The following is a 22,678-nucleotide window of genomic DNA, read 5'->3' on the forward strand; positions in this document are numbered from 1 at the left end:
TGTGTCACAGGGTCGGCAAAGACCCTCCGGCGAGGTGGGCCAGGGTCACTCCGGTGAGGACGCGGGTCTCGTTCTCGCGCAGCGCCGCCCAGACCTTCTCCAGCGGCTCGGAGGCGCCGAAGAACGCCTCGTTGTCCTGCGGCACCCCCTCGATCACCACGATGACCTCGGCGAGGGTGATCTGGTCGGCGGGCCGGGCGAGCCAGTAGCCGCCGTCGGGGCCGCGCTGGCTGTGGATCAGTCCCGCGCGGCGCAGTTGCAGCAGGATGTTGTCCAGGAAGCGGCGCGGGATGCGCTGGGCGGTCGAGATGCGTTCCGCCGGGACGGGCCCCGGAGGGGCGGCCGCGAGTTCGGCCGCCGCCCGGAGCGCGTAATGGGTGCGTGCTGACAGGCGCATGCCTGTCAGCCGATCCGCTGGTCCAGACCCCAGCGGCGACGCAGCGCGTTGTCCGCCGCGCCGAAGAGCACGTCGACCACGATGCCGATGAGCAGGATGATGATCATCGTGGCCAGCAGGCGGGCCGAGTCGGCCAGCTCTCGGGCGTAGTGGAGCTGCTCGCCCAGTGAGGGCTGGTTGGCGATGATCACCAGGATCTCGCCCGCCATCAGCGACCGCCACGCGAACGCCCAGCCCTGCTTCAGCCCCGCCAGGAACGACGGCAGCGAGGCGGGCAGGATCAGGTGCCGATAGAGGGAGATCCGCCGCAGCCCGAGCACGTGACCGGCTCGGAGCAGGATCGGCGGCGTGTAGTCGACGCCGGTGATGAGGCCGTTGGCGATGGACGGCGCCGCGCCGAGCACGACCACGAAGGTGATCGCGTTCTCGGTGAGGCCGAACAGCAGGATGGCGAGCGGGAACCAGGCGATCGACGGCATCGTCTGGAGACCGGTGATCAGCGATCCGAACGCCGCCCGGAGCAGCTTGACCCGGGAGACGGCCGCGCCGATGACGACGCCGACCACGATGGCCAGCAGGAAGCCCGACACGGCCCGGCGCATCGTGGTGGCGACGGCGTGCCAGAACTCGGCCTCGCCCAGGCGGTTCCCGAGTTCGCCGAGGGCGGTGACCGGGCCGGCGAAGACGTACTCGGGCCAGAACTCGGCCAGGACGACCGCTTCCCAGATGACCAGGACGATCGAGATGGCCAGCAGCATGGGCCACAGGCGGCCCCAGATCGCCGCCGGGATGTTGCGCTTGGCCTTGACCTGGATCTCGAGCGCGTCGAGGCCGGCGATCTGCGCGTTGACCTTCTCGGGGCTGTCAACGGCCATGGCGGCTGACCTCCTCCTTCAGCCGGACCGTGATCTCGCCGGCCAGCTTGGCGACCTCGGGCGATTCGGTGCGGCGCGGGCGTTCGAGCTCCACCGTGTAGTCCTCGATCACGGTTCCCGGGCGGCTGGACAGGAGAACCACCCGGTCGCCGAGGCGGACCGCCTCGCGGACGTTGTGGGTGACGAACAGGATCGTGAGGTTGCGCTCGCGCCAGATGCGCTCGAGTTCGTCGTGCAGCAGGTCGCGGGTCATCGCGTCGAGGGCGCCGAACGGTTCGTCCATCAGCAGGACGTCGGCCTCCTGGGCGAGCGCGCGGGCGAGGGAGACGCGCTGGCGCATGCCGCCGGACAGTTCGTGGGGGCGCTTCTTGGCGAAGCCGCCGAGGTGGACGACGTCGAGGAGCTCGGCCGCCCGCTCCCTGCGCTTCCTGCGGTCGAGCTTGCGCAGCGCCAGCTCGACGTTGCCCGTGACGGTCAGCCAGGGGAACAGGGCGGGTTCCTGGAACATCATGGCGATCTGCCTGCCGCCGGTCTCGATGGTCCCGGCGGTCGGCCGGTCGAGGCCCGCGACGAGGTTGAGCATGGTGCTCTTGCCGCACCCCGACGCGCCGAGGAGACAGACGAACTCGCCCTGCCCCGCCGTCAGGGAGACCTGGTCGAGGGCGAGGAGGCTGGTGGCGCCCCGGCCGTACACCTTGGAGACGGCGTCCAGCCGGACGGCGGGCACGGGGCCCTCCATCCGGCCGTGGCCGAGCTCCTGGGTAGGAGCTGTCACTTGTCGCTCACCGCCGTCTCGCCCTTGGCGGCCAGGATCCCGTTGAGCGTGGTCAGGTCGTAGATGCCGTTCAGGTCGAGCGGCTTCAGCAGGCCCACCTTGATGGCGTGGTCGGCGCTGCCGACCAGCGAGGAGGCGATCGGGTCGTTGGTGAACGTGATGTTCTTCAGCGCCGCGTCGAGCACCTCGGGCTTGAGCGGCTTGCCGGTCAGCTTCTCAAGCTGCGCGTTGACCGCCGTGGCCGCGCCGGCCGGGTCGGAGTTGATGAAGGCGGTCGACTCGACGTGGCCCTCGATCAGCTTCTTGACCAGGTCGGGGTGCTCCTTGGCCCACTCCTGCCGGACGATCAGGTGGGTGATCACGAACTGCTTGTTCGGCCACAGGTCGCGCTCGTCGATCAGGACCTTGCCGCCGCTCTCCTGGATCAGGCGGCTGGCGAAGGGCTCGGGCACCCACGCGCCGTCGATGTCACCGGTGGCGAAGGTCTGCAGGGTCAGCGAGTTCTCCTGCGGCACGATCGACACCTCGCCGCCACCCTTGGTGTCGGTCTTGATGCCCTTCTCGTCCAGGTAGTAGCGGAGCGCGACGTCCTGGGTGTTGCCGAGCTGCGGGGTGGCGACCTTCTTGCCCTTGAGGTCCTCGATGCTGTTGATCTCGGGCTTCACGACCAGGTAGACGCCCCCCGACGCCGCCCCGGCCACGATCTTGATCGCCTGACCCTTCGACTTCTCCCACGCGTTGATCGCGGGGTTCGGGCCGATGTAGGTCGCGTCGATGGCCCCCGAGAAGACCGCCTCGATGGCGGCGGGACCGGCGTTGAAGGTGCTCGTCTTGAGGGTGACGTTGTCGCCCAGAGCCTTGGTGAAGTAGCCCTTCTCGACGCCGACGAGGGCGGTCGAGTGGGTGATGTTGGGGAAGAACCCGAGCCGGAGCTCGCTCTTCTCCGCAGGTGCCCCGCCGGCAGGAGCGGAGGCGCCCCCGTCGGCGGTCGTACCGCCCCCGCCGCAGGCGGCCGCGAGCGAGGTGACCATCACCGCGGCCAGCGCGGCGACTACCCCGCGAACCCTGCGAGCCTTCATACGCTTCTCCCTGATTCCTACTTAATAAGTCGGGTTAGGCAGTATTAAAGAGCGATCCAAGATTCCCGTCAAGCCCGGTAGGTTTTTGGACATCATGCAAACGTCTAGGAGTTGTATATATACTTACTGTGACTCTGAAGGGACGACGTGTGAGCCTTATAGCTGTCATGAGATCGCTCGATCGGAGGTGAAGGACGTGGGTGCGGGGCGCGAGGATCGTGAATACTCGCTCGACCACGGCCCTCACGGGATCGCGGATCTGGATCGCATGCCAAGGGACGCGCGCTACGAACTCGTCAACGGATGGATTGTGATGTCCCCCTGGCCTGGCATGCGCCACGACTATGTCGGGAAGAAACTCGTGCGAATCCTGGATTCGGCCATCGAGTCCGCCGGAGCTGACCTCTACGTCAACGGTCCTGTCGACATGTACACGGTGAGAGGTCTACGAGTACCTGACATAGCGGTGGCTGACTGGGCGAGTGTGCGCCAAGGGCTGGAAGACGACGAGCGTGCCCATTCGCCGCACAGCATCAAGCTGGTGATCGAGGTGATCTCCCGAAACAGTGGCAGCGAGCGTACCGACCGATATGAGAAGGCCGTCGAGTATGCGGCTTCCGGAGTGCAGGAATACTGGATCGTCGACACCCATCCGACGGTGAACATCACCCGATACGCTCTGGCGTCCGCCTACCTGACCTATCACCGGTTGGAAAGAGTGTTCGCCGGAGCCGTCTTCAAGTCGGAGACGCCGGTGCCGATCGAGTTCGATCCGGCCGTGCTCTTGGAGGCATGAACAAGGCGACCGCCGGATCTCAGGCGCAGGAGTCGTCGAGGTCGATCGGCTTGTCGGCTTTCGCCTTCGGCTTGGCGGCCGGGGTGGCCGCCACCGGGCGGGTGCGTTCGCCCAGGGCCTCGGCGACCTTCTCTTTGATCAGGTCCCAATCCGGGTTTCCGGTCCGGATCAGCGGCGGCACGAACTGGAGGCTGGTGATCTCGGCCTCCTTGACCTTCGGGGCCAGGTCGATCAGATCGGGCACCAGACTGCGCGGGATGTCGGTCGAGACGTAGCGCTTGGTCGCGTCCGCGATGCGTTCGAAGCCGCGCAGCACCTTCAGCGGGTCGGCCTGGTCGGCCACCGCGTTCAGCAGGCACTTCTGCCGGCCCATGCGCTGGTAGTCGTCGCTGTCGGTGCGGGAGCGGCCGAACCACAGGGCCTCGGTGCCGTTCAGCCGCCGGGTGCCGGCCTTGATGAGGCCCTCGCGGTAGGCGCCGAACACGATGTCGTGCTGCACCGTGACGGTGACGCCGCCCATGGCGTTGATGATCTGGGCGAAGCCGCGCATGTCGACCATCGCGTAGTAGTCGACGTCGAGGCCGAGGATGTCGCCGACCGTCGACTTCAGCAGGTCGGCGCCGGACCGTCCCTGGTCTTCGCCCCACTGGAAGACCTCGTTCAGCAGAGCGGCCGGGGGGAAGCCGTCGACCGGCACGTTCTGCAGGTTGCGCGGCAGCGAGAACAGGACCGACTCCCCCGTCCGGGTGTCGACCGACGCCACCGTCATGCTGTCGGTCCGGGCGCCGGGCCGGTTCTTGGCCGCGTCGGCGCCGACGAGCAGGATGTTCAGGCGTTCCCGGCCCGCCCAGGGGTCGGCCGCCACGGGGGCCGCGACCGCGGGGGCCGGGTCGTCGGCGACGAAGACCGTGCTGACGACCTCGTTCGACACGTACGCCAGCCGCGACGCGTAGCCCAGCGGCGCGGCCACCAGCACGCAGAGCCCGGCGACGGCGAGCAGGGGGAGGCCGAAGCGGGTCCGCCGGGGGCGGATCACCAGCCACGACCAGATGATGACGCCCGCCCACGCGACGGCCAGTGTCACTCCGGCGGCGACGACGACGTCGAGCCGCCGCAGCGCCAGCGTCGGCGCGTTGCCGAGGACCGTCACCGCGGCCGACAGCAGGGTCAGCCACAGGGCCGCGAGGGCCAGGCCCGTGCGCACCCGGCCGGTCCAGATGTGCGCGACTCCCCACAGGAGCGTCGAAGCGAGCGTCAGGGCCAACGCCCTGCGCAGGCTCCGGTTTTCGCGCATGACGTCCCGTATGCCCTGTTCGATGCGAATTTAACGTGTCGTGCAGGTGTCGTGGGTCGCGTCGAAGCCCTCGACGTCTTCGATCGTGGTCTTCGGTTCCTTGAGGCCCTGGTAGTCGGCGCCGAGCACCAGGACGACCTGCTGGGTCGTGCCGTTCCGCACGTTGAACGTGGTCGACTTCACCAGTTCGCGGAACACCCGCGCCGCGCGCGTCTGGCCGTTCGGGGTGTATTTCACGAACGTCTTCGCGTAGGGCTTGGGCGCATCCTGCACGCCGAGGATGTGGTAGCCGCGCTGCTCCAGGATCGCCGCCACGTTCGTGGCCAGGCCCGAGCGGCCCGAGCCGTTCTGCACGAGCACGTGGATCTGGCTCTTGGGGATCTTCTGCTCGCCCGTGTCGACCTTGGAGGTGAGCTGGTCTTTGGCGACCATCGTGAACAGGCTCCTGGCCTGCGGCTGCACCCACTCGACCCGGCCGGGGCTGGTCAGCGAGTAGTGCCACGGCGTGGTGATGAAGCGGATCGACCCGGCCTTCAGGCCCTCGGCGCTGAGCGCCAGGTCCTTCAGCACCGAGGGGGTCAGCTCGGGGTCGGTGGTGATCGACTTGGTCACGGCGTCGAGCAGGGCCAGCAGCGCGCCGGGGTTGGTGAGGGTCTCGCCGCTCATCGCCTTCTTCGCCATCGAGGCCAGGAACATCTGCTGGCGCTGGATGCGGCCGATGTCGGAGCCGTCGCCGAGGCTGTAGCGGGCGCGGACGTACCCGAGGCTCTGTTCCCCGTTGAGGGTCTGCTTGCCGGGCGCGAGGGTGAGCAGGGCCTTCTTGTCTTTGATCCCCGGTTCCGGCACGCAGACCGGCACGCCCCCCAGCGCGTCGACCATGGCCTTGAAGCCGGTGAAGTCGACCTTCACGTAGTGGTCGATGTGAATCTTGGTGAGCGTCTCGATCGTCTTCCACGTGCAGCCGATGCCGCCCGAGTTGAACGACTCGTTGATCATGCCGACGTGGGCGTTCTGGCCGGGGAAGCCCTTCCTGGCCGGGCAGGCCGGCAACTGGACGAGGGAGTCGCGCGGGAAGCTGATCAACGTGGCGCCGTCGCGCTTGGGGGAGATGTGGGCCAGGATGATCGTGTCGGTGCGTTCTCCGGCGAAGGAGCCGTAGCGGGCGTTCGCGCCGTTGCGCTGGTCGGAGCCCACGATGAGCACGTTCAGCGCCGGGTTGATCTTGTCGGGCCGGTGGCCCAGGTCGGACGTCGGGACCGACTCGTGCTTGACGTTCGTGGTGACCTTCACGTAGCCGGTGACCACGAAGCTCGCCGCCCCCACCACGACGCCCATCACGGCCGCGACCAGCACCTGCACCCACGCGACCCACAGGCGGCGGGGCCGTTCTGGCAGCGGCGGCGGAACCAGCCTTGGACGCACGTCGACCTGACTCAACGCCCTACCCCCGGGGGAAACGATCCGGGGCCACCCCCCGGTCACCGCTGCAAAGTGTAACGACGAATCCCCTAATGCCCGGCCGAAACCGGCGGTCCGGTGCTTCCACGAGGATTCAGACTGGCCGCCCGGTCTTCGAACGAACCGGGCTCCGACCCGTCGATCAGGTCGAGCAGCATACGCGCGGCGTGTGCCCCATAGGCCGGGATGTCCCTGGTCAGGGCGGTCAGCGGGGGGCGTACGACCTGAGAGAGGGGCGAGTCGTCCCAGGCCACGATCGACAGGTCGGCGGGCACGGCCAGGCCCATCTCCTGGGCGACCGAGAGGCCGGCGACGGCCATGATGTCGTTGTCATAGACGATCGCGGTGGGCCTGACCCGCGACGACAGCAGCCGCCGCGTGGCCCGCGCGCCCTCCTCGCCCGTGTAGTCGGTGTGCACGACCGGGCAGTCGTCGAGCCCGGCGCAGGCGCGGGCGAACTCGCGGTCGCGCAGTGTGGTGTGGACGAGTTTCGGCAGGCCCGCAATTCGGGCGATCCGGCGGTGGCCGAGGGCGGTCAGATAGTCGACGGTCTCGCGTACCGGGGCGCCCTCGTCGGACCAGACCGGCACCAGCGAGCCCGCCCCCGACGGGTCGCCGATGACGACGACCGGCATGCCGAGCTCCTCCATGACCGGGACACGCGGGTCGTCGACGTGCAGGTCGACCAGGAACGCGCCGTCGATGCGGCCCTCGCCCCACCAGCGCTGGTGGACGGCGATCTCGCCGTCGTGGTCGCCGACGACCTGGAGCATGAGCGCGAAGTCGCGCGCCGACAACTCGGCCTCCAGGCCGCTGATCAGCTCCATGAAGAACGGTTCCATGCCGAGGATGCGGGCCGGACGGCACAACGCCAGGCCGATCGCGTTGGCGCGGGCGCCGTTCAGCGCGCGGGCGGCGCTGTTCGGTCGCCACCCGATTTCATCGGCTATCGCAAGAATGCGTCGCCGGGTCGACTCCGATACACCGGGTTGCCCGTTGAGGGCGTAGGACACCGCACCCTTGGAAACCCCCGCCTGACGTGCGATATCAGAGATCGTCGGTCTTTTCACGAACCCACCCCGTCGTGCGACTTAACTGGTTCAGCGTATATCAGCCTATTGACACCCCCGTCATGTGGATTTTACGGTCTCGGTACTTATCCGGTTCAGTCATGAATCACGCATTGGGAGTCCCTTGGGAGCGCTCCCAACTCGTCGGCCGGGGGCTCCCACCGGCCGGCCCATCGGGGTTGGCCAGCAGGTGTGTGGATGCAAGGAGAAGAGACGATGCGGAACCGCGCTACCCGGTTTCTGATCCCCATCGTGGCGGCGGGCTTACTCGCCGCCGCGTGTACGAGTGGCGGCACTCCCACTCCGGCCCCGGGAGCGTCGGCGCCAGCCGCGCCGGCTCCCGCCGCCGAAGGCGGCGCCTTCCCCCGGAACGAGACCCTCTACACGAGCGGCACCCAGTGGGGCCCGCCCGCGAACTTCAACCCCATCCGTGAGTGGGACTCCGCGACCGGCACCAAGGGCCTGGTCTACGAGACGCTGTTCCACTTCGACCCGGTCGCCGGGAAGCTCACCCCGTGGCTGGCCGCGAGCGGGGCGTGGGTCGACGACACGACGTACGAGGTCAAGCTGCGTCCGAACATCACCTGGTCGGACGGCAAGCCGTTCACCGCCGAGGACGTCAAGTTCACCTTCGAGCTCGGCAAGATGGAGACGATCCCCTACCACAACCTGTGGAACTGGCTCTCGGCCGTCGAGGCTCCCGACGCCTCGACCGTGAAGTTCACCTTCTCCAAGGCCAACTACCAGCAGTGGGACTTCAACATCTACAGCCGGTCGATCGTGCCCAAGCACATCTGGGAGGGACGCTCCGAGAAGGACGTGCTGGACGGGATCAACGAGAACCCCGTCGGCACCGGCGCGTACAAGTACCACAGCCACGACCAGGACCGCGTCGCGTGGGTGAAGAACGACACCTGGTGGGGCAAGGCGCAGCTCAACCTCGACCCGAAGCCGAAGTACATCGTCGACATCGTCAACTCCTCCAACGAGGTGGCGATGGGCCTGCTGCTGCAGAAGGGCCTCGACCTCTCCAACAACTTCCTGCCGGGCGCGGCCAACCTGGTCAAGGGCCCCTTCGGCATCAGCACGTTCTACCCCGAGCCGCCCTACATGCTCTCGGCCAACACCGCCTGGCTGGTGCCCAACACCACCAAGAAGCCGCTCAACGACGCCGCGTTCCGCAAGGCGCTGGCCACCTCGGTCGACGTGAAGAAGATCGTCGAGGGCGTGTACGGCAACCTGGTCAAGCCCGCCAGCCCGACCGGCCTGCTGCCGCAGTGGGACCAGTTCGTCGACCAGGCGGTCGTCGGCCAGAAGGGCTTCGCCTTCGACACCGCCAAGGCCAAGCAGATGCTCGCCGACGCCGGTTACAAGGACGGCAACGGCGACGGCCTGGTCGAGAACAAGGACGGCTCGCCGATCGCGCTCAAGCTGATCGTGCCGGCCGGATGGACCGACTGGATGGAGGCCATCCGGGTCATCGCCACCGGCGCCAAGGCCGCGGGCATCAACGTCGAGGCCGAGTTCCCCGACTACAACGCCCTCGTCGAGGCCCGCAACACGGGCAAGTTCGACCTGGTCATCAACAACGAGCGCCAGCTCTCGAACTCGCCGTACACCTACTTCGAGTACGTCTTCCAGCTCCCCGTCCAGGACCAGCAGAACACCGTGAACTTCGGCCGGTACGAGAACGAGGAGGCCTGGAAGCTGGTGCAGCAGCTCGACGGCACCAAGACCGACGACATCGAGGGCATGAAGAAGGTCGCCTCGCAGCTTGAGGGCATCATGCTCGACGAGATGCCGGTCATCCCGCTCTGGTACAACGGCCTCTGGTCGCAGGTCAGCAGCAGCGTGTGGAAGAACTGGCCCTCCAGCGAGGGCAGTGCGCCCAAGTCGGCGCCCACGATGTGGCGTAACTGGCTGGAACTCGGCGGCTTCGAGTCGCTCGCGGCGCTGCAGCCGGTCGCTCCCTAGTCAACCCGTCTCGGCCCTCCCCGGCGCTGCGAAGCCGGGGAGGGCCTCCCTAGGGAGAACCCCTCTTGCGTCGCTATTTCGGCAGGAAACTGCTCATCTACGGGCTGACCTTCTTCATGGCCGTGACCGTCAACTGGCTGGTGCCGCGCCTCATGCCGGGTGACCCGGTCGCGAGCATGCTGGCCCGCGCGCGGGTCGCGCAGCCGGAGGCCCAGGAAGCCCTGCGTGTCTACTACAACAACCTGTTCGGCTTCGACCTCCCCTGGTGGCAGCAGTACCTGAACTCCTGGGGGTCCCTGTTCCGCGGCGACTTCGGGATCAGCCTGTGGGCGTTCCCGACCCCGGTCGCCGACCTGCTCACCCGGGCGGTGCCCTACTCGCTGGCGCTGCTCATCCCCTCGATCCTGCTGAGCTGGGTGGTCGGGAACCGGCTCGGCGCGCTCGCCGCGCGCCGCAAGGTGCTGGACAACACGGTCCTGCCGGTCTCGTACGTGCTGACCGCCACCCCCTACCTCTGGCTGGCCGCCCTGATGGCCTGGGGATTCGGCGTCGTGTGGGGCATCTTCCCGGTGGCCGGCGGCTACAGCTTCTCCATGACGCCCTCGTTGACGTGGGCGTTCGTCGTCGACCTGTTCTGGCACTGGTTGTTGCCGTTCGCGTCGTTGTTCCTGGTCGCGCTGGGCGGCTGGGCGATCGGCATGCGCAACGTGATCATCTACGAGCTCGAATCCGACTACGCCAACTACATGTCGGCGCTGGGCGCCCCGCAGAAGCTCATCCGGCGCTACGCGTTCCGCAACGCCGTGCTGCCGCAGATCACCGGTCTGGCGCTGCAACTCGGTGTGCTGGTCGCGGGCGCGCTGGTGACGGAGATCGTGTTCTCCTATCCGGGCCTCGGGTCGCTGATCCTGGCGGCCATCCAGAACAAGGACTTCTTCCTGCTCCAGGGCGCCTTCCTGTTCATCGTGCTGGGCGTGCTGATCGCCAACTTCATCATCGACGTGGTCTACGTGATCGTCGATCCCCGTACGCGAGTCGGAATGGCGGGTGCCGCGGCATGAAGACGGAGGCGCTCTACTTCGCGATCCGCAACACGAAGCTGCTGGTCGGGGCCGGGATCATCCTGGTTCTGCTGGGAATCGGCGTGATCGGGCCGTTCTTCATCGACAAGCCCCCGACCGAGTACGTCGGCATGCAGATGCAGCCGCCCGGCGGGGAGTACTGGCTCGGCACCAACACGTTCGGGCAGGACCTGTGGGCCCAGTTCGTGCACGGCCTGCGCACCACGTTCCTGGTCGGCGCGCTCGGCGGGGGCATCGCGGCGGTCATCGGCATGGTCGTCGGGTTCCTGGCGGGCTACAAGGGCGGCTGGATCGACGAGATCCTCAACATGCTCACCAACATCGTCCTGGTGCTGCCGACGCTGGCGGTGCTGTTCATCCTGAACGCCTACATCGGCGTCCGGAGCGCCGGCATGCAGGCCCTGTTCGTCGGGCTGACGCAGTGGCCGTGGGCGGCCCGGTCGATCCGCGCCCAGACCTTCTCGCTGCGCGGACGCGACTTCGTCGACCTGGCCCGGCTCAGCGGGGTGGGGTCGGGCCGCATCATCATGCGCGAGATCGCCCCGAACATGAGCTCCTACCTGCTGCTCACCTTCATCCTGCTGTTCGGCGGCTCGATCCTGATCGCCTCGTCGCTCGACTTCATCGGCCTCGGCCCGACCGACGCCGTCTCCCTCGGCCTGATGCTGCAACAGGCCCACCAGTGGAGCGCGATGCACCTGGGCCTGTGGTGGTGGTTCGTCCCACCCGGGGCCGGCATCACCCTCATCGTCGGCGCCCTGTACGTCGCCAACGTCGGCCTCGACGAGGTGTTCAACCCCAAGCTGAGGGAGCTCTAGATGACCCTGGAAGTGGACGACCTCAGGGTCTACTACCGGACCCTGAAGGGCGACGTCCAAGCCCTCGACGGGGTCTCCTTCGGCCTCCGCGACGGCGAGATCCTGGGCCTCGCGGGGGAGTCGGGCTGCGGCAAGACCACCCTCGGCAAGGCGCTGATCCGGCTCGACGGCCGGATGAAACACGTCGGCGGCAGCGTCACCCTCGACGGCCAGGTGCTTCCGATCGGCGACGACGTCAGGATGAACCCCTACCGGTTCAAGCAGGTCTCGCTCATCCCGCAGTACTCGATGAGCGCGATGAACCCGACCCGCAAGATCGGCCGCATGGTCCGGGAACTGCTCGAATCGCGCCGGGAGAAGCTCGACCTCGACGAGCTGCACAGCCGCCTCGACCTCGTCGAGCTGCCGAGACACGTCCTGGGGAAGTATCCGATCGAGTTGTCCGGCGGCATGAAGCAGCGCATGGTCATGGTCATCTCGACCCTGCTCAACCCGTCGCTGCTGATCGCCGACGAGATCACCTCGGCCCTCGACGTCTCCACGCAGAAGGCCGTCGTCACCACGCTGAAGGGCTTCCGCGACCGCGGGTTCGTGAAGTCGATGATCTTCATCACCCACGACATCTCGCTGACCAACCAGCTCGCCGACACGATCATGGTCATGTACGCCGGGAAGCTGGCCGAGAAGGCCCCCGCCTCGACCGTGGTGAACGCGCCGAAACACCCGTACACCCAGCTGCTGATCTCCTCGTTGCCCGAGGTCGGGGTGCGGTACGCCGACAAGCGCCTCACCGGCATCCCCGGGAACCCGCCGTCGCTGCTCAAGCCCGAGCCCGGCTGCCGGTTCCGGGACCGCTGCCCGCTGGCGTTCGAGAAGTGCGCCGAGGACCCGCCGCCGGTCGAGGTCGAGAAGGACCACGTCGTCGCCTGCTGGAAGGCCGCCTGATGCTGAAACTCGACGGGGTCACCAAGGTCTACCGGATCGGCGCGTTCGGCGGGCAGACCATGACGGCGGTCGACGACGCCGGTTTCGAGATCAAGCCGGGCGAGGTGGTCTCGCTGATCGGCGAGAGCGGCAGCGGCAAGAGCACGATCGGCAAGATGGTGCTCCGGCTGCTCCCGCCGACGTCCGGGACGATCTCCATCGACGGCCGCGACGTGCGCGGGATCGGCAGGCGCGACTACTACCGCAAGGTCCAGGGCGTCTTCCAGGACCCGTTCAGCTCCTACAACCCGGTCTTCAAGGCCGACCGGGTCTTCGCGATGATCCGCGAGGTCTACTTCAAGGGCGTGCCCGACAAGGAGTGGACCGCGAAGATCGAGGCCGCCCTCGACGCCGTCCGGCTCAGCCCGGGGGCGGTGCTGAACAAGTTCCCCCACCAGTTGTCCGGCGGCCAGCTCCAGCGCCTCCTGATCGCGCGGGCGCTGCTGCTCGACATCGAGTACCTGGTCGCCGACGAGATCATCTCGATGCTCGACGCGTCCACCCGCATCGACGTGCTGAACCTGCTGGCCGACCTCAAACAGCGGGGCCTCGGGGTGCTGTTCATCACCCATGACCTGGCGCTGGGCAACTACATCAGTGAGCGGACGGTCGTGCTCCACAAGGGAAGGATCGTGGAGTACGGACCCACCGACGCCGTCTTCGAGCAGCCGGAGCACGCTTATACGAGGAAGCTGCTGGCGTCGGTGCCGCAACTGCACACGAAATGGGAGGACGCGTCGTGATCAGGACGCTGCACGAAGGATGGACCGTCACGGCCGTCTCGTCGACCGGGCAACCCCGCCCGGTCGTGGCGGGACTGCCGGCGACGGTGCCGGGATGCGTGCACACCGACCTGCTCGACGCGGGGATCATCCCCGACCCCTATCTCGACGACAACGAGAACCGGCTCAAGTGGATCGGGCGCACCGACTGGTCGTACGAGACGTCCTTCGACTGGGCCGACCCCGGCGACCAGCGGGCCGACCTCGTCTGCGAGGGCCTCGACACGGCCGCGACGGTGATCCTCAACGGCGTCCAGATCGGCCAGACCGCCAACCAGCACCGCGTCTACCGCTTCCCGGCCCGGCACCTGCTGCGCGAGGGGAGGAACACGCTGAAGGTGCTGTTCGAGGCCCCCTACGGCTACGCCGAGAAGCAGCGGGCCGCGCTCGGCGACCGGCCCGGCGCCTACAAGGAGCCCTACCAGTTCATCCGGAAGATGGCCTGCAACTTCGGCTGGGACTGGGGCCCGACCGTGGTCACCTCGGGCATCTGGCGGCCCATCTACCTGGAGACCTGGTCGTCGGCCCGCCTCGCGGAGGTCCGCCCGCTGGTGACCCTCGACGGCCGCGATGGCAAGGTCCGCGTGCACGTCACCGTCGACCGGGCCGCCCAGGCGCCGCTCACCGTGACCGCGTCCGTCGCCGGGGTCGAAGACCGGGTACGCCTGGCGCCCGGCGAACGCACCGCCGTCATCACCCTGACCGTGCCCGAGCCCGACCTGTGGTGGCCGCGCGGTTACGGCGAACAGCCGCTCTACACGCTGACCGTGACCGCCGGCGACAGCGTGTGGTCGCGGGAGATCGGCTTCCGGTCGGTGACGCTGGAGCGCGAGGCCTTCCGGTTGATCGTGAACGGTCAGCCGGTGTTCATGAAGGGCTTCAACTGGATCCCCGACGACTGCTTCCCCAACCGGGTCACCCGGGAGCGGGTCGCCGAACGTCTCCACCAGGCTGTGGACACCGGCGCGAACACGCTGCGGGTGTGGGGCGGCGGCCTCTACGAGAGCGAGGACTTCTACGCCCAGGCCGACGCCCTCGGCGTGCTGGTCTGGCAGGACTTCCCGTTCGCCTGCGCCGCCTACCCCGAGGAGGGCCCGTTCCGGGCCGAGGTCGAGGCGGAGGCCCGCCAGCAGGTCACCCGCCTGTCGAGCCACCCCTCGCTCGTCCTGTGGTGCGGCAACAACGAGAACATCGAGGGGCACGCCGACTGGGGCTGGCAGGACACCCTCGACGGCCGTAGCTGGGGCGCCGGGTTCTACTTCGACCTGCTCCCCAAGATCGTCGCCGACCTCGACCCGACACGTCCCTACTGGCCGGGCTCCCCCTATTCGGGCAGCCCGGACGCCCCGCCGAACGACCCGTCGCGCGGCACCACCCACATCTGGACCGTCTGGAACCGCGAGGACTACACCTTCTACGGCACCTACACGCCGCGCTTCGTCGCCGAGTTCGGCTTCCAGGGCCCGCCCGCGTGGGCGACGCTGCGCCGCGCCGTCTCCGACGAGCCGCTGACGCCGACGTCCAGAGGCGTCGTGCACCACCAGAAGGCCCACGACGGCAACGGGAAACTGCTGCGCGGCCTCGGCGACCACCTGCCGCAACCGCGCGACTTCGACGACTGGCACTACTACACCCAGCTCAACCAGGCCCACGCGATGGCCTTCGGGGTCGAACGCTTCCGCTCGCTGATGCCCTACTGCATGGGCACGATCGTCTGGCAGCTCAACGACTGCTGGCCCGTCACGTCGTGGTCCGCCGTCGACGGCGACGGCCGCAGGAAGCCGCTCTGGTACGCCCTCCGCCGCAGCTTCGCCGACCGTCTCGTCACCTTCCAGGACCCGGAAACCGTCGCCGTCGTCAACGACACCTCCGATGAATGGCAGACAGAACTGGTTGTCGTCCGGTTGACTGTGCACGGTGAGGAACTGGCACGGGAACGTTTCCCGGTGCGCCTGGCGGCCCGGTCGGCGATGACCGTCCCGCTGCCGGCCTCGATGGCGCCGGGCGACCCGTCGAAGGAGCTCGTGAGCGCCTCCGTCGGCGACCTCCGGGCCCTCCGGTTCCCCACCGACGAACTGCCGCAGGCGTCCTACGAGGTCACGACAGAGCAGATCAGCGATGGTGTACGGGTCGAGGTCACGGCCCGCACCCTGGTCCGCGACCTGGCCCTGTTCCCCGACCGCCTCGACCCGGCGGCGGTCGTCGACGACATGCTCGTCACCCTGCTCCCCGGCGAGACCGCGACCTTCGTCGTGACCGGGAAGGATCTCGGCCCGGAGGCGCTGACCGCCTATCCGGTGCTCCGCTGCGTCAACGAATAGACAGGGGAATCATGACCGTCTTGGCGATAGACATCGGAGGTACGAAGTTCGCCGCCGCGACGGTCGAACCCACGGGAGCGATCACCGCCAAGCTGGAGATGCCGGTCGGCCCCGACCCCACGGCCACGCTGAAGGACATCGTGGCGCGCATCGTCGTCCCGGGGCTGATCTCCGAGGAGGGCCTGACCGGCGTCGGCATCGGCTCGGCCGGGCCGCTCGACGCGGTGCGGGGCACGGTGAGCCCGGTCAACATCTCGGTCTGGCGGGACTTCCCGCTGGTCAAGACGGTGGCCCAGCTGCTGCCCGGGGTGCCGGTGCACCTCGCCGGCGACGGCCAGCTGATGGCGCTGGGCGAGTGGTGGCGGGGCCGGTTCTCGGCCGGGGCGCTGCTCGGGATCGTGGTGTCGACCGGCATCGGCGGCGGGCTGGTGTTCGAGGGACAGCCGCACCTCGGGCCCACCGGGAACGCCGGGCACATCGGGCACATCCGGGCCGGTGAGGGCTGGGAGCCGTGCCGGTGCGGGGCCGTCGGGTGCGTGGAGACGATCGCGTCCGGGCCGTCGATGGTGCGGTGGGCGCTGGCCAACGGCTGGCAGCAGGCGGTGGAGCCGACCTTCTGGGCCGGGCGGCCGGTCGACGCCAAGGCGCTGGCCGCCGACGCCAAACGCGGCGTCGCGGTGGCCGTGGAGGCGTTCGACCGGGCCGCGGGCGCGCTGGCCACCGCGATCCTCACGACGGCGGCCCTCTTCGACGTGGACAACGTGGTCGTCGGAGGCGGGGTGGCCGCCGCCGGGACGACGTTGCTGACCCCGCTGCGGCGGGCGGTGGCCGACCAGGCCGGGCTCGGTTTCCTCCGCCGCCTGAAGGTCGAGCCGACCAGCCTCGGCCGCGACGCCGGGCTGCTCGGGGCGGCGGCCCTGGCACTCGGACGGGAGTGACATCCTGTTCCCCGGAGGACGACCACACCGACTCACGAGGACGTACACAACGTGGACCTGCTCACCAACCCGATCAAGGACTACGGATGGGGTTCCCGCACGGCCATCGCCGCGTTGACCGGCCGTACCGCGACCGGCCCCGAGGCGGAGATGTGGCTCGGGGCGCATCCGTCCGGCCCCTCGCGGTTGACGCGGGACGGCGTCGAACACGCCCTCGACGAGGTCATCGCCGCCGACCCCGCCGGTGAGCTGGGGCCCGAGGTCGTCGAGCGGTTCGGCGAGCGGCTGCCCTACCTGATGAAGCTCATCGCGGTCGACGCCGCCCTCTCCATGCAGGTCCACCCCACCCTCGACCAGGCGGCCGACGGGTTCGCGCGGGGCGACCGGAACTACTCCGACCCGTGGCCGAAGCCCGAGATGATCGTCGCGCTGACCCCGTTCTCCGCGCTGGCCGGTTTCCGGCCCGGCCCCGAGGCGGCGGCCCTGGTGGCGGCTCTCGAACTGCCCGCCCTTCAGCCGGTGGCCGACCGGCTTGCCGCCGGCGACGTGCTCGGCGCGCTGCGGGTGCTGCTCGAATGGCCCGCCGACGAGCGGCCCGCGCTGGTCGCCGACGTGGTGCGGGCGTCGCGCCACCCGCTGGTGGCGACCCTCGCGGAGACCTACCCGGCCGACCCCGCCGTGCTGGCGCCGCTGCTCATGCGGCACCACGAACTGGCTCCCGGCCAGGCCATCTACCTGGGCGCGGGGGTGCTGCACGCCTACCTGAGCGGGTTCGGCGTCGAGATCATGGGCAGCTCCGACAACGTGCTGCGGGCCGGGCTGACGCCCAAGCCGATCGACATCGACGAGCTGCTGCGCATCACCGACCCCGACGAGCAGCCCGCCGAGATCACCCCCGTCGGCGACCTCTACCTGCCCCACTGCCCCGAGTTCCAGCTGCGCCGCTTCGTCCCCGGCGAGGGCCGCACCCTCCCGGGCGGGGTGCCCCGGATCGCGGTCTGCGTGGAGGGCACGGTCGTGCTCGCCGGCGAGACCAAGCTGCGCCCCGGCGACTCGGCCTTCCACGCCGCCTCGGCGGGCACCTTCGAGGTGTCCGGCCAGGGCGTCGTCTTCGTGGCCGAACCGCGCCAGAGCTAGCGTGCGGCGGCGACGACCTCGATCTCGAAGCCGTCGCCGCTCACCACGTGGCCGGGCCGGACCTTGAAGCGCTTGCGCAGCTCGACCTCGCCGTCGACCAGCACGTAGCCCTCGGCGACCATGTATTTGGCCTCGCCGCCGCTCTCCGCGATGGACAGATATTTCAGCAGGTCACAGAGCGGGATGAACTCGTCATCCAGTTCAAAGGTCTCGCGCACCTCCCCAGCATAGGGAGGGTCAGCGGTCGCCCGCCCAGACGAACAGGGCGGCGCCGCTCAGCAGCAGGGATACGCAGCACGCCACGGTGCGCAGGTGGTTCCACGGCGCCCACTTCGGCGCGAACTCGGCCCAGACCCGCGCGGCCCGCGCCGGATCGGTGATCTCCCCCGCGGCGAGCAGCGCGTTGTTCAGCGGGACGTTCACGATCGCCGTCGGCACGAACGAGCCGAGCACGTAGACGGCGGTGGCCGCGAAGAAGAGCAGCGCCGCACCGCGGTGACCCGAACCCAGCAGCAGCACCCCGGCGAGGGCCGCGACCAGGGGCGCCCCGATGAACGAGGCGAAGAACAGCGGGTTGAGGATCTTGACGTTGATCTGCTGCATCGCGGCGACCGCGTGATCGGCCCGCGAGGCGTTGAGCCCCGGGATGACCGACACCGAATAGGCGTAGAACAACCCGGCGATGTTCCCCATCAGCAGCAACGCCAGCCCGGCGACGATCACGGTGAGCACGAACATGACAACTCCTGTCTGATGGCCGCGCCTCCGGCGCGGCGGGCTTGGCCGCCTTCAGTCCGGGCCTTCCCTCGTCGCTCCGGTTCGCTTCGCTCTCCTGCGCTCCTCAGTCCAGGTCCCGGACGCGGCCAAGCCACGACTGGCCGGCCTCACGACCAAGTCAGACGGTAAAGAAGGGAGATGTCCCCGCGTATCCGACTGGGGGTTGGACATGTCTCCGACCACAGGGGGAAGCCGGGGTGCCGCGTGATCTTTTGTTTGGTGTTCGTGCTGGTCACGGTGGTCTGGTATCTCCTCCGGGGGGTTTCGCGGTGGTCGCCGCGAGCACGGCGGGCCGTTCAAGCCGGGTCGCCCTACACGCGGTTTCTGCACCAGTGGGTGCTCTCGGCGCCCGCCACGTTCACCTATGTCGTGGTGTTCACGAGTTCGACGATTCTGCAGCGGACGGGGCCGCCGGATCTGATCGACGTGCTGACGACCTTTCAGAGCACCAATCTGGCGCGGTTGTCCGACAATCCGCTCGTGGTGCTCGCGGACAGCGCGCTCTGGGTCTCGGACCGGGGGGCGTTCCTGGCCTTCTACGTGATCGTGTACGCCACCGTCGTCGCCTGGGCCGAGCAGCGCTACGGGACGCCGCGCATCATCGTCATCGGGCTCTGCGGGCACGTGTTCGGGTCGCTGCTGACGGCGTTCGTGGAGTATCACGCCATCACCAACGGGCTGGCACCGGCGCGGCTGGCCGTCTCCACCGACGTCGGGGTCAGTTACATCATGGTCGCCGGGGTGGTGGCCGCCGTGATCCTGATGCGGGGGCGGTGGCGGGCCGTCGGGGTCATCACGCTGACGCTGGGGGTCGGAGCGCCGATCGTGATCAGCCGGAGCGTCTGGGACCTGGGGCATCTGCTGGCCACGATCTGCGGTCTGGTGGCCGCGCTGATCTGCCTGAGGGTGGCGCCGCCGCGTACACCACCCGCTTTTGACCTGGGAAAATGGGGTATGTCCCCTTCGTCGCCGGTCTTGGGGGGAAACGATGGCGCGGGGTGACGTGCCGCGGGTGGCGTCCATCGTGTTGACGGTGCTGGCGGTCTACTCGGCGGCGATCGCCATCGTGCCGCCGCTGCGCGAGATGGCACGGCCGCTGACCGCGCTGGTCGACGACTTCGCCGTCCCGCTGACGCCCAACCTGGCCTACGCCGCGTTCCTCGGGCTGCTCGCCGGGGCGCTGGCGCGGCGCAAGCGGGTGGCCTGGCGGTTGCTGGTGCTGATGCTGGCGTTCTCGGTGCTGCTCAGCGTGATAGCCACGCCGCTGGTGGCGATCGCGCCGATGGCGGAGATACCCGACCAAGGACGGCTGCTCAGCGAGGTGCTGGTCTCCGGGGCGATCGCGCTGATCCTGATCGGCTATCTGTGGTGGGGGCGGGCTGAGTTCTTCGCCAGGACGCAACCCGCGTCGTTCCGCAAGGCCACGGCCACGCTCATCGCGCTGCTCGGGGCGTCCTACGTCGTGGGCTTCCTGCTGACGATCTTCTTCCCGGGCGACCTGATGCGGTCGGCCCGCGCGATCTGGGTGCTCAGCCGGGTGCTCGGCGGGGTGATCGAGGTCGAGGACTACGGCCATCCGCCGGCCTGGGTCGCGTTCCTGATCGGGCTGATGAGCGCCGTCGCGCTGCTGGTGGCGTTCGGGGTGCTGTTCCGGTCGCAGCGGCAGCGGGCCGTGCTCGCGCCCGGCGAGGAGGAGCGGCTCCGTGCGCTGCTGGGTGAACGCGACTCGCTGGCCTACTTCGCCACCCGGCGCGATCGCAGCGTCATCTTCTCGCCGAGCGGCAAGGCCGCGGTGTCGTTCCGGGTGGTCAACGGGGTCACCCTCGCGGGCGGCGACCCGCTGGGCGACCCCGAGGCGTGGGACCACGCGATCAAGGCGTGGATCGGCCAGGCCCGCGAGTTCGGCTGGACCCCGGCCGCCATCGGCTGCGGCGCCGAAGGGGCCAGGGCCTACCAGCGGGCCGGCCTGAAGGTGCTCGAACTCGGCGACGAGGCCGTCATCGAGGTCAAGAGGTTCAGCCTGCAGGGCCGGGAGATGCGTGGCGTCCGCCAGGCGGCCAACCGGGTCGAACGGGCCGGCTACCAGCTCCGGGTCCGCCGCCACGGTGACATCGCCCCCGAGGAGATGCTGCTGATCAGCCGGCGCGCCGACGCCTGGCGCGACACCGAGACCGAACGCGGGTTCTCGATGGCCCTCGGCCGTCTCGGCGACCCGCTCGACGCGAACTGCGTGCTGGTCGAGAGCCTCAGCAGGGACGGGGACGAGGCGGCGCTGTTGTCGTTCGTGCCGTGGGGCGAGCGGGGGCTCTCGCTCGACCTGATGCGCCGTGACCGGACGGCGGAGAACGGCCTGGTCGAGTTCATGGTCGCCGGGCTGGTCAGGAACGCCGGCTGGCTCGGGGTCGAACGTGTCTCGCTCAACTTCGCGGTCTTCCGGTCGGCCTTCGAGGAGGGGGCGAGGATGGGCGCCGGCCCGGTGATCCGGGCCTGGCGGCGCACCTTGTTGTTCCTGTCACGCTGGTGGCAGCTCGAAGCGCTCTACCGGGCCAACGTGAAGTATCACCCCGAGTGGGTGCCCCGCTTCCTCGCGTACGGGGACACCCGCGACCTCGTCAGGGTGGGCATCGCCTCGGCCATCGCCGAAGGCTTCTTCAAGCCGCCGACGCTGCCCCGGATGCTCAGCTCTGCACGAACACCGACCGCCAGTTCGGCTGCTCCAGGTAGCGACGCAGCTCGACCAGGCCGCTGAGCCAGCCGGCCCACCCGGCGTAGGGGGGCTGGGCCGCGTCGAACCCGCTCGCCACGAACGTCAGGGTGGTCTTGCCGCCGGAGCCCTCCAGCTCCCAGCTCGTCACCATGTTGCCCCAGTCGATCGTCGACGCGGTCGGCTCCAGCGTGACGATCTTCGCCGCGTAGTCGCCGGCCGCCTCGAAGCCGCCCATCGCGAACCGGCCGCCGACCTCGGGCTCGATCTCGATCGGGTAGCCGAACCACGCGGTGGCCTGCGCGGAGTCGGTCAGCGCGGTGTAGACGCGGTCGGCCGGGGCGTCGATCTCCAGCGTGGCGGAGAACGCGCCGACCTTCGCCGTGTAGTCGACCTTCGGGCCGAGCCTGCGGCCCTCGACGTGGTCGGCCAGGTTGCCGAGCGCCAGCGCCCAGAAGGTCTCCAGCGCGGCGAGCGGGCTCGGGCTGCCCGAGAAGACGAGCGAGCGGTCGAAGTGGGACTGGACCACCGCGACCACGGTCTCCCCGTCGGTCTCGGTGAGCCGGATCTCGGTCGTGGTCTCGGTGCCGTCGAGCGTCCAGGCGAACTTGATCAGGTCGTCGGCGACCTCCAGCACACGCTGGTGGGGGGCGTCGCCGTCCAGGGTGTGGCGGCCCCAGAAGTCGTACCGCTCGGGCAGGTCGACCTCGGCGTGCTCGGCGAACCAGACGCGCAGTTCGGCGGGGTCGGTCAGGGCCTGGAACACCGTCTTGAGCGGGGCCTGGATCCGGACGGCCGTGATGGGGGACTGGGTCATGACTCTTCTCCTTGCTGGTTCGGGTAACAGGCCACGACGAGCTTGAAAGGGTCGCCTTCAGCACCGCCGTACTTCGTGAACAGTCGTTGCAGGGTTTCCTGGAGCTCGGCCAGGAACTCCGGCCGTCGCTCCGTCGGGACGCGGATGTCGCCCGAGACGCCGATCGACGGCAGCTCGGGGACCGATCGGTCGAGTGCGGCGATGTCGGCCTGGACCTCTTCGACCAGGTCGAGGAGGTGGCCCAGGCTCAGCTCGTCGCGGGCCCGGCCCAGGCCGATGTGGCCGACGAGCCGGGGTGAAAGCCAGTAGGAGCGGGCGGTGGCCTGGTAGATGCCCTCGGAGATGCCGCGCACCTTCCGTTCGGACACCTGCTCGACCAGCCCGGCCTCCACCAGGCGTTTCACGTGGTAGTAGACCCGCTGCGGGGTCTGCGCCAAGATCGCGCCCACTTCGCCGCAGGTGCGCGGCTCGGCGAGCTGCCGCAGCACGTCGATGCGCTGCGGCTTGAGCAGGGCCTCGGCCTGCTCGATCTGTTCCAGGTACAGGACGTCTCTCATCGCAAAAACAAGTTTGTACGTAAAAAACTTCCTTGTCAATAGG

22 protein-coding genes are annotated in these 22,678 nt (G+C 68.9%); 11 read left to right on the forward strand and 11 right to left on the reverse strand.

The features are described from left to right. Window positions 1-4: 4 nt before the first annotated feature. The 4 genes from QSK34_RS14360 to QSK34_RS14375 are packed head-to-tail and all read right to left on the reverse strand — an operon-like array spanning window position 5 to window position 3,126. Window positions 5-397, reverse strand: coding sequence for an RrF2 family transcriptional regulator (locus QSK34_RS14360; protein WP_137247878.1), 393 nt, complete (start codon window positions 395-397; stop codon window positions 5-7). Between the two features lie 5 nt (window positions 398-402). After that, complete coding sequence (locus QSK34_RS14365) at window positions 403-1,272, reverse strand: ABC transporter permease (RefSeq protein WP_285584235.1); 870 nt, start codon at window positions 1,270-1,272, stop codon at window positions 403-405. Continuing rightward, a complete protein-coding gene (locus QSK34_RS14370) occupies window positions 1,262-2,047 on the reverse strand; it encodes an ABC transporter ATP-binding protein (RefSeq protein ID WP_502875470.1) in 786 nt (261 codons plus the stop codon). The genes QSK34_RS14365 and QSK34_RS14370 overlap by 11 nt, the downstream gene beginning before the upstream one ends. Next, window positions 2,044-3,126: an ABC transporter substrate-binding protein gene (locus tag QSK34_RS14375; protein ID WP_285584237.1), complete on the reverse strand. Its 1,083-nt coding sequence runs from the start codon at window positions 3,124-3,126 to the stop codon at window positions 2,044-2,046. Before QSK34_RS14375 ends, QSK34_RS14370 begins: the two co-directional genes overlap by 4 nt. Before the next feature lie 196 nt (window positions 3,127-3,322). On the opposite strand from QSK34_RS14375, the gene QSK34_RS14380 reads away from it, so the two are divergent. Further along, complete coding sequence (locus QSK34_RS14380; protein ID WP_285584239.1) at window positions 3,323-3,922, forward strand: Uma2 family endonuclease; 600 nt, start codon at window positions 3,323-3,325, stop codon at window positions 3,920-3,922. 19 nt (window positions 3,923-3,941) lie between these two features. Here the strand turns inward: QSK34_RS14380 and QSK34_RS14385 are convergent, their stop codons facing one another. From QSK34_RS14385 to QSK34_RS14395, 3 genes are all read right to left on the reverse strand, one after another. Next, the gene (locus tag QSK34_RS14385) at window positions 3,942-5,216 is read right to left on the reverse strand and encodes an LCP family glycopolymer transferase (RefSeq protein ID WP_285584241.1); all 1,275 of its coding nucleotides are present in this window, start codon (window positions 5,214-5,216) and stop codon (window positions 3,942-3,944) included. Between the two features lie 30 nt (window positions 5,217-5,246). Beyond that, a complete protein-coding gene (locus QSK34_RS14390) occupies window positions 5,247-6,653 on the reverse strand; it encodes an LCP family protein (RefSeq protein ID WP_285584245.1) in 1,407 nt (468 codons plus the stop codon). 71 nt (window positions 6,654-6,724) lie between these two features. Next, complete coding sequence (locus tag QSK34_RS14395; RefSeq protein ID WP_161480742.1) at window positions 6,725-7,744, reverse strand: LacI family DNA-binding transcriptional regulator; 1,020 nt, start codon at window positions 7,742-7,744, stop codon at window positions 6,725-6,727. A gap of 216 nt (window positions 7,745-7,960) precedes the next feature. Here QSK34_RS14395 and QSK34_RS14400 point away from each other — a divergent pair, with 216 nt between their 5' ends. The 8 genes from QSK34_RS14400 to manA all read left to right on the forward strand — a co-directional run bounded on the left by QSK34_RS14400 (window position 7,961) and on the right by manA (window position 17,780). After that, the gene (locus QSK34_RS14400; protein WP_285584247.1) at window positions 7,961-9,718 is read left to right on the forward strand and encodes an ABC transporter substrate-binding protein; all 1,758 of its coding nucleotides are present in this window, start codon (window positions 7,961-7,963) and stop codon (window positions 9,716-9,718) included. Between the two features lie 65 nt (window positions 9,719-9,783). Beyond that, complete coding sequence (locus tag QSK34_RS14405; RefSeq protein WP_285584249.1) at window positions 9,784-10,779, forward strand: ABC transporter permease; 996 nt, start codon at window positions 9,784-9,786, stop codon at window positions 10,777-10,779. Continuing rightward, the gene (locus QSK34_RS14410; RefSeq protein WP_285584251.1) at window positions 10,776-11,618 is read left to right on the forward strand and encodes an ABC transporter permease; all 843 of its coding nucleotides are present in this window, start codon (window positions 10,776-10,778) and stop codon (window positions 11,616-11,618) included. Before QSK34_RS14405 ends, QSK34_RS14410 begins: the two co-directional genes overlap by 4 nt. Then, a complete protein-coding gene (locus QSK34_RS14415; protein WP_285584254.1) occupies window positions 11,619-12,563 on the forward strand; it encodes an ABC transporter ATP-binding protein in 945 nt (314 codons plus the stop codon). It abuts the gene before it with no gap. After that, window positions 12,563-13,345 carry an ABC transporter ATP-binding protein gene (locus QSK34_RS14420; protein ID WP_285584256.1) on the forward strand — a complete coding sequence of 261 codons (783 nt, stop codon included), beginning with the start codon at window positions 12,563-12,565 and terminating at the stop codon, window positions 13,343-13,345. Before QSK34_RS14415 ends, QSK34_RS14420 begins: the two co-directional genes overlap by 1 nt. Beyond that, entirely contained in the window at window positions 13,327-15,705 is a 2,379-nt protein-coding gene (locus QSK34_RS14425) for a glycoside hydrolase family 2 protein (RefSeq protein WP_285584258.1), read from the forward strand. The genes QSK34_RS14420 and QSK34_RS14425 overlap by 19 nt, the downstream gene beginning before the upstream one ends. Before the next feature lie 11 nt (window positions 15,706-15,716). Beyond that, window positions 15,717-16,643, forward strand: a complete 927-nt coding sequence (locus tag QSK34_RS14430; RefSeq protein ID WP_161480749.1) for an ROK family protein — start codon at window positions 15,717-15,719, stop codon at window positions 16,641-16,643. Window positions 16,644-16,694: 51 nt separating this feature from the next. After that, window positions 16,695-17,780, forward strand: a complete 1,086-nt coding sequence (gene manA, locus QSK34_RS14435) for a mannose-6-phosphate isomerase, class I (protein WP_285584261.1) — start codon at window positions 16,695-16,697, stop codon at window positions 17,778-17,780. Here manA and QSK34_RS14440 read toward each other — a convergent pair. Continuing rightward, window positions 17,777-17,998 (reverse strand): RNA-binding S4 domain-containing protein, encoded by a 222-nt coding sequence (locus QSK34_RS14440; protein ID WP_030452705.1) that lies wholly within the window; start codon window positions 17,996-17,998, stop codon window positions 17,777-17,779. The two genes, manA and QSK34_RS14440, sit on opposite strands and share 4 nt — an antisense overlap. A 19-nt stretch (window positions 17,999-18,017) precedes the next feature. Continuing rightward, window positions 18,018-18,518: an anthrone oxygenase family protein gene (locus QSK34_RS14445; RefSeq protein WP_285584264.1), complete on the reverse strand. Its 501-nt coding sequence runs from the start codon at window positions 18,516-18,518 to the stop codon at window positions 18,018-18,020. 243 nt (window positions 18,519-18,761) lie between these two features. Between QSK34_RS14445 and QSK34_RS14450 the strand changes: the two genes are divergently transcribed. Both QSK34_RS14450 and QSK34_RS14455 read left to right on the forward strand, forming a co-directional pair. Beyond that, window positions 18,762-19,559, forward strand: coding sequence for a rhomboid-like protein (locus tag QSK34_RS14450; protein ID WP_285584266.1), 798 nt, complete (start codon window positions 18,762-18,764; stop codon window positions 19,557-19,559). Further along, complete coding sequence (locus QSK34_RS14455) at window positions 19,546-21,306, forward strand: phosphatidylglycerol lysyltransferase domain-containing protein (protein ID WP_285584268.1); 1,761 nt, start codon at window positions 19,546-19,548, stop codon at window positions 21,304-21,306. The genes QSK34_RS14450 and QSK34_RS14455 overlap by 14 nt, the downstream gene beginning before the upstream one ends. Here the strand turns inward: QSK34_RS14455 and QSK34_RS14460 are convergent. Continuing rightward, the gene (locus QSK34_RS14460) at window positions 21,236-22,078 is read right to left on the reverse strand and encodes an SRPBCC family protein (protein ID WP_285584270.1); all 843 of its coding nucleotides are present in this window, start codon (window positions 22,076-22,078) and stop codon (window positions 21,236-21,238) included. The genes QSK34_RS14455 and QSK34_RS14460 overlap by 71 nt on opposite strands. Beyond that, complete coding sequence (locus QSK34_RS14465; protein WP_161480754.1) at window positions 22,075-22,635, reverse strand: winged helix-turn-helix domain-containing protein; 561 nt, start codon at window positions 22,633-22,635, stop codon at window positions 22,075-22,077. Before QSK34_RS14465 ends, QSK34_RS14460 begins: the two co-directional genes overlap by 4 nt. Between the last annotated feature and the right edge of the window lie 43 nt (window positions 22,636-22,678).

The sequence above is a fragment of the Herbidospora sp. NBRC 101105 genome (assembly GCF_030269205.1).
Lineage (GTDB): Bacteria > Actinomycetota > Actinomycetes > Streptosporangiales > Streptosporangiaceae > Herbidospora > Herbidospora solisilvae.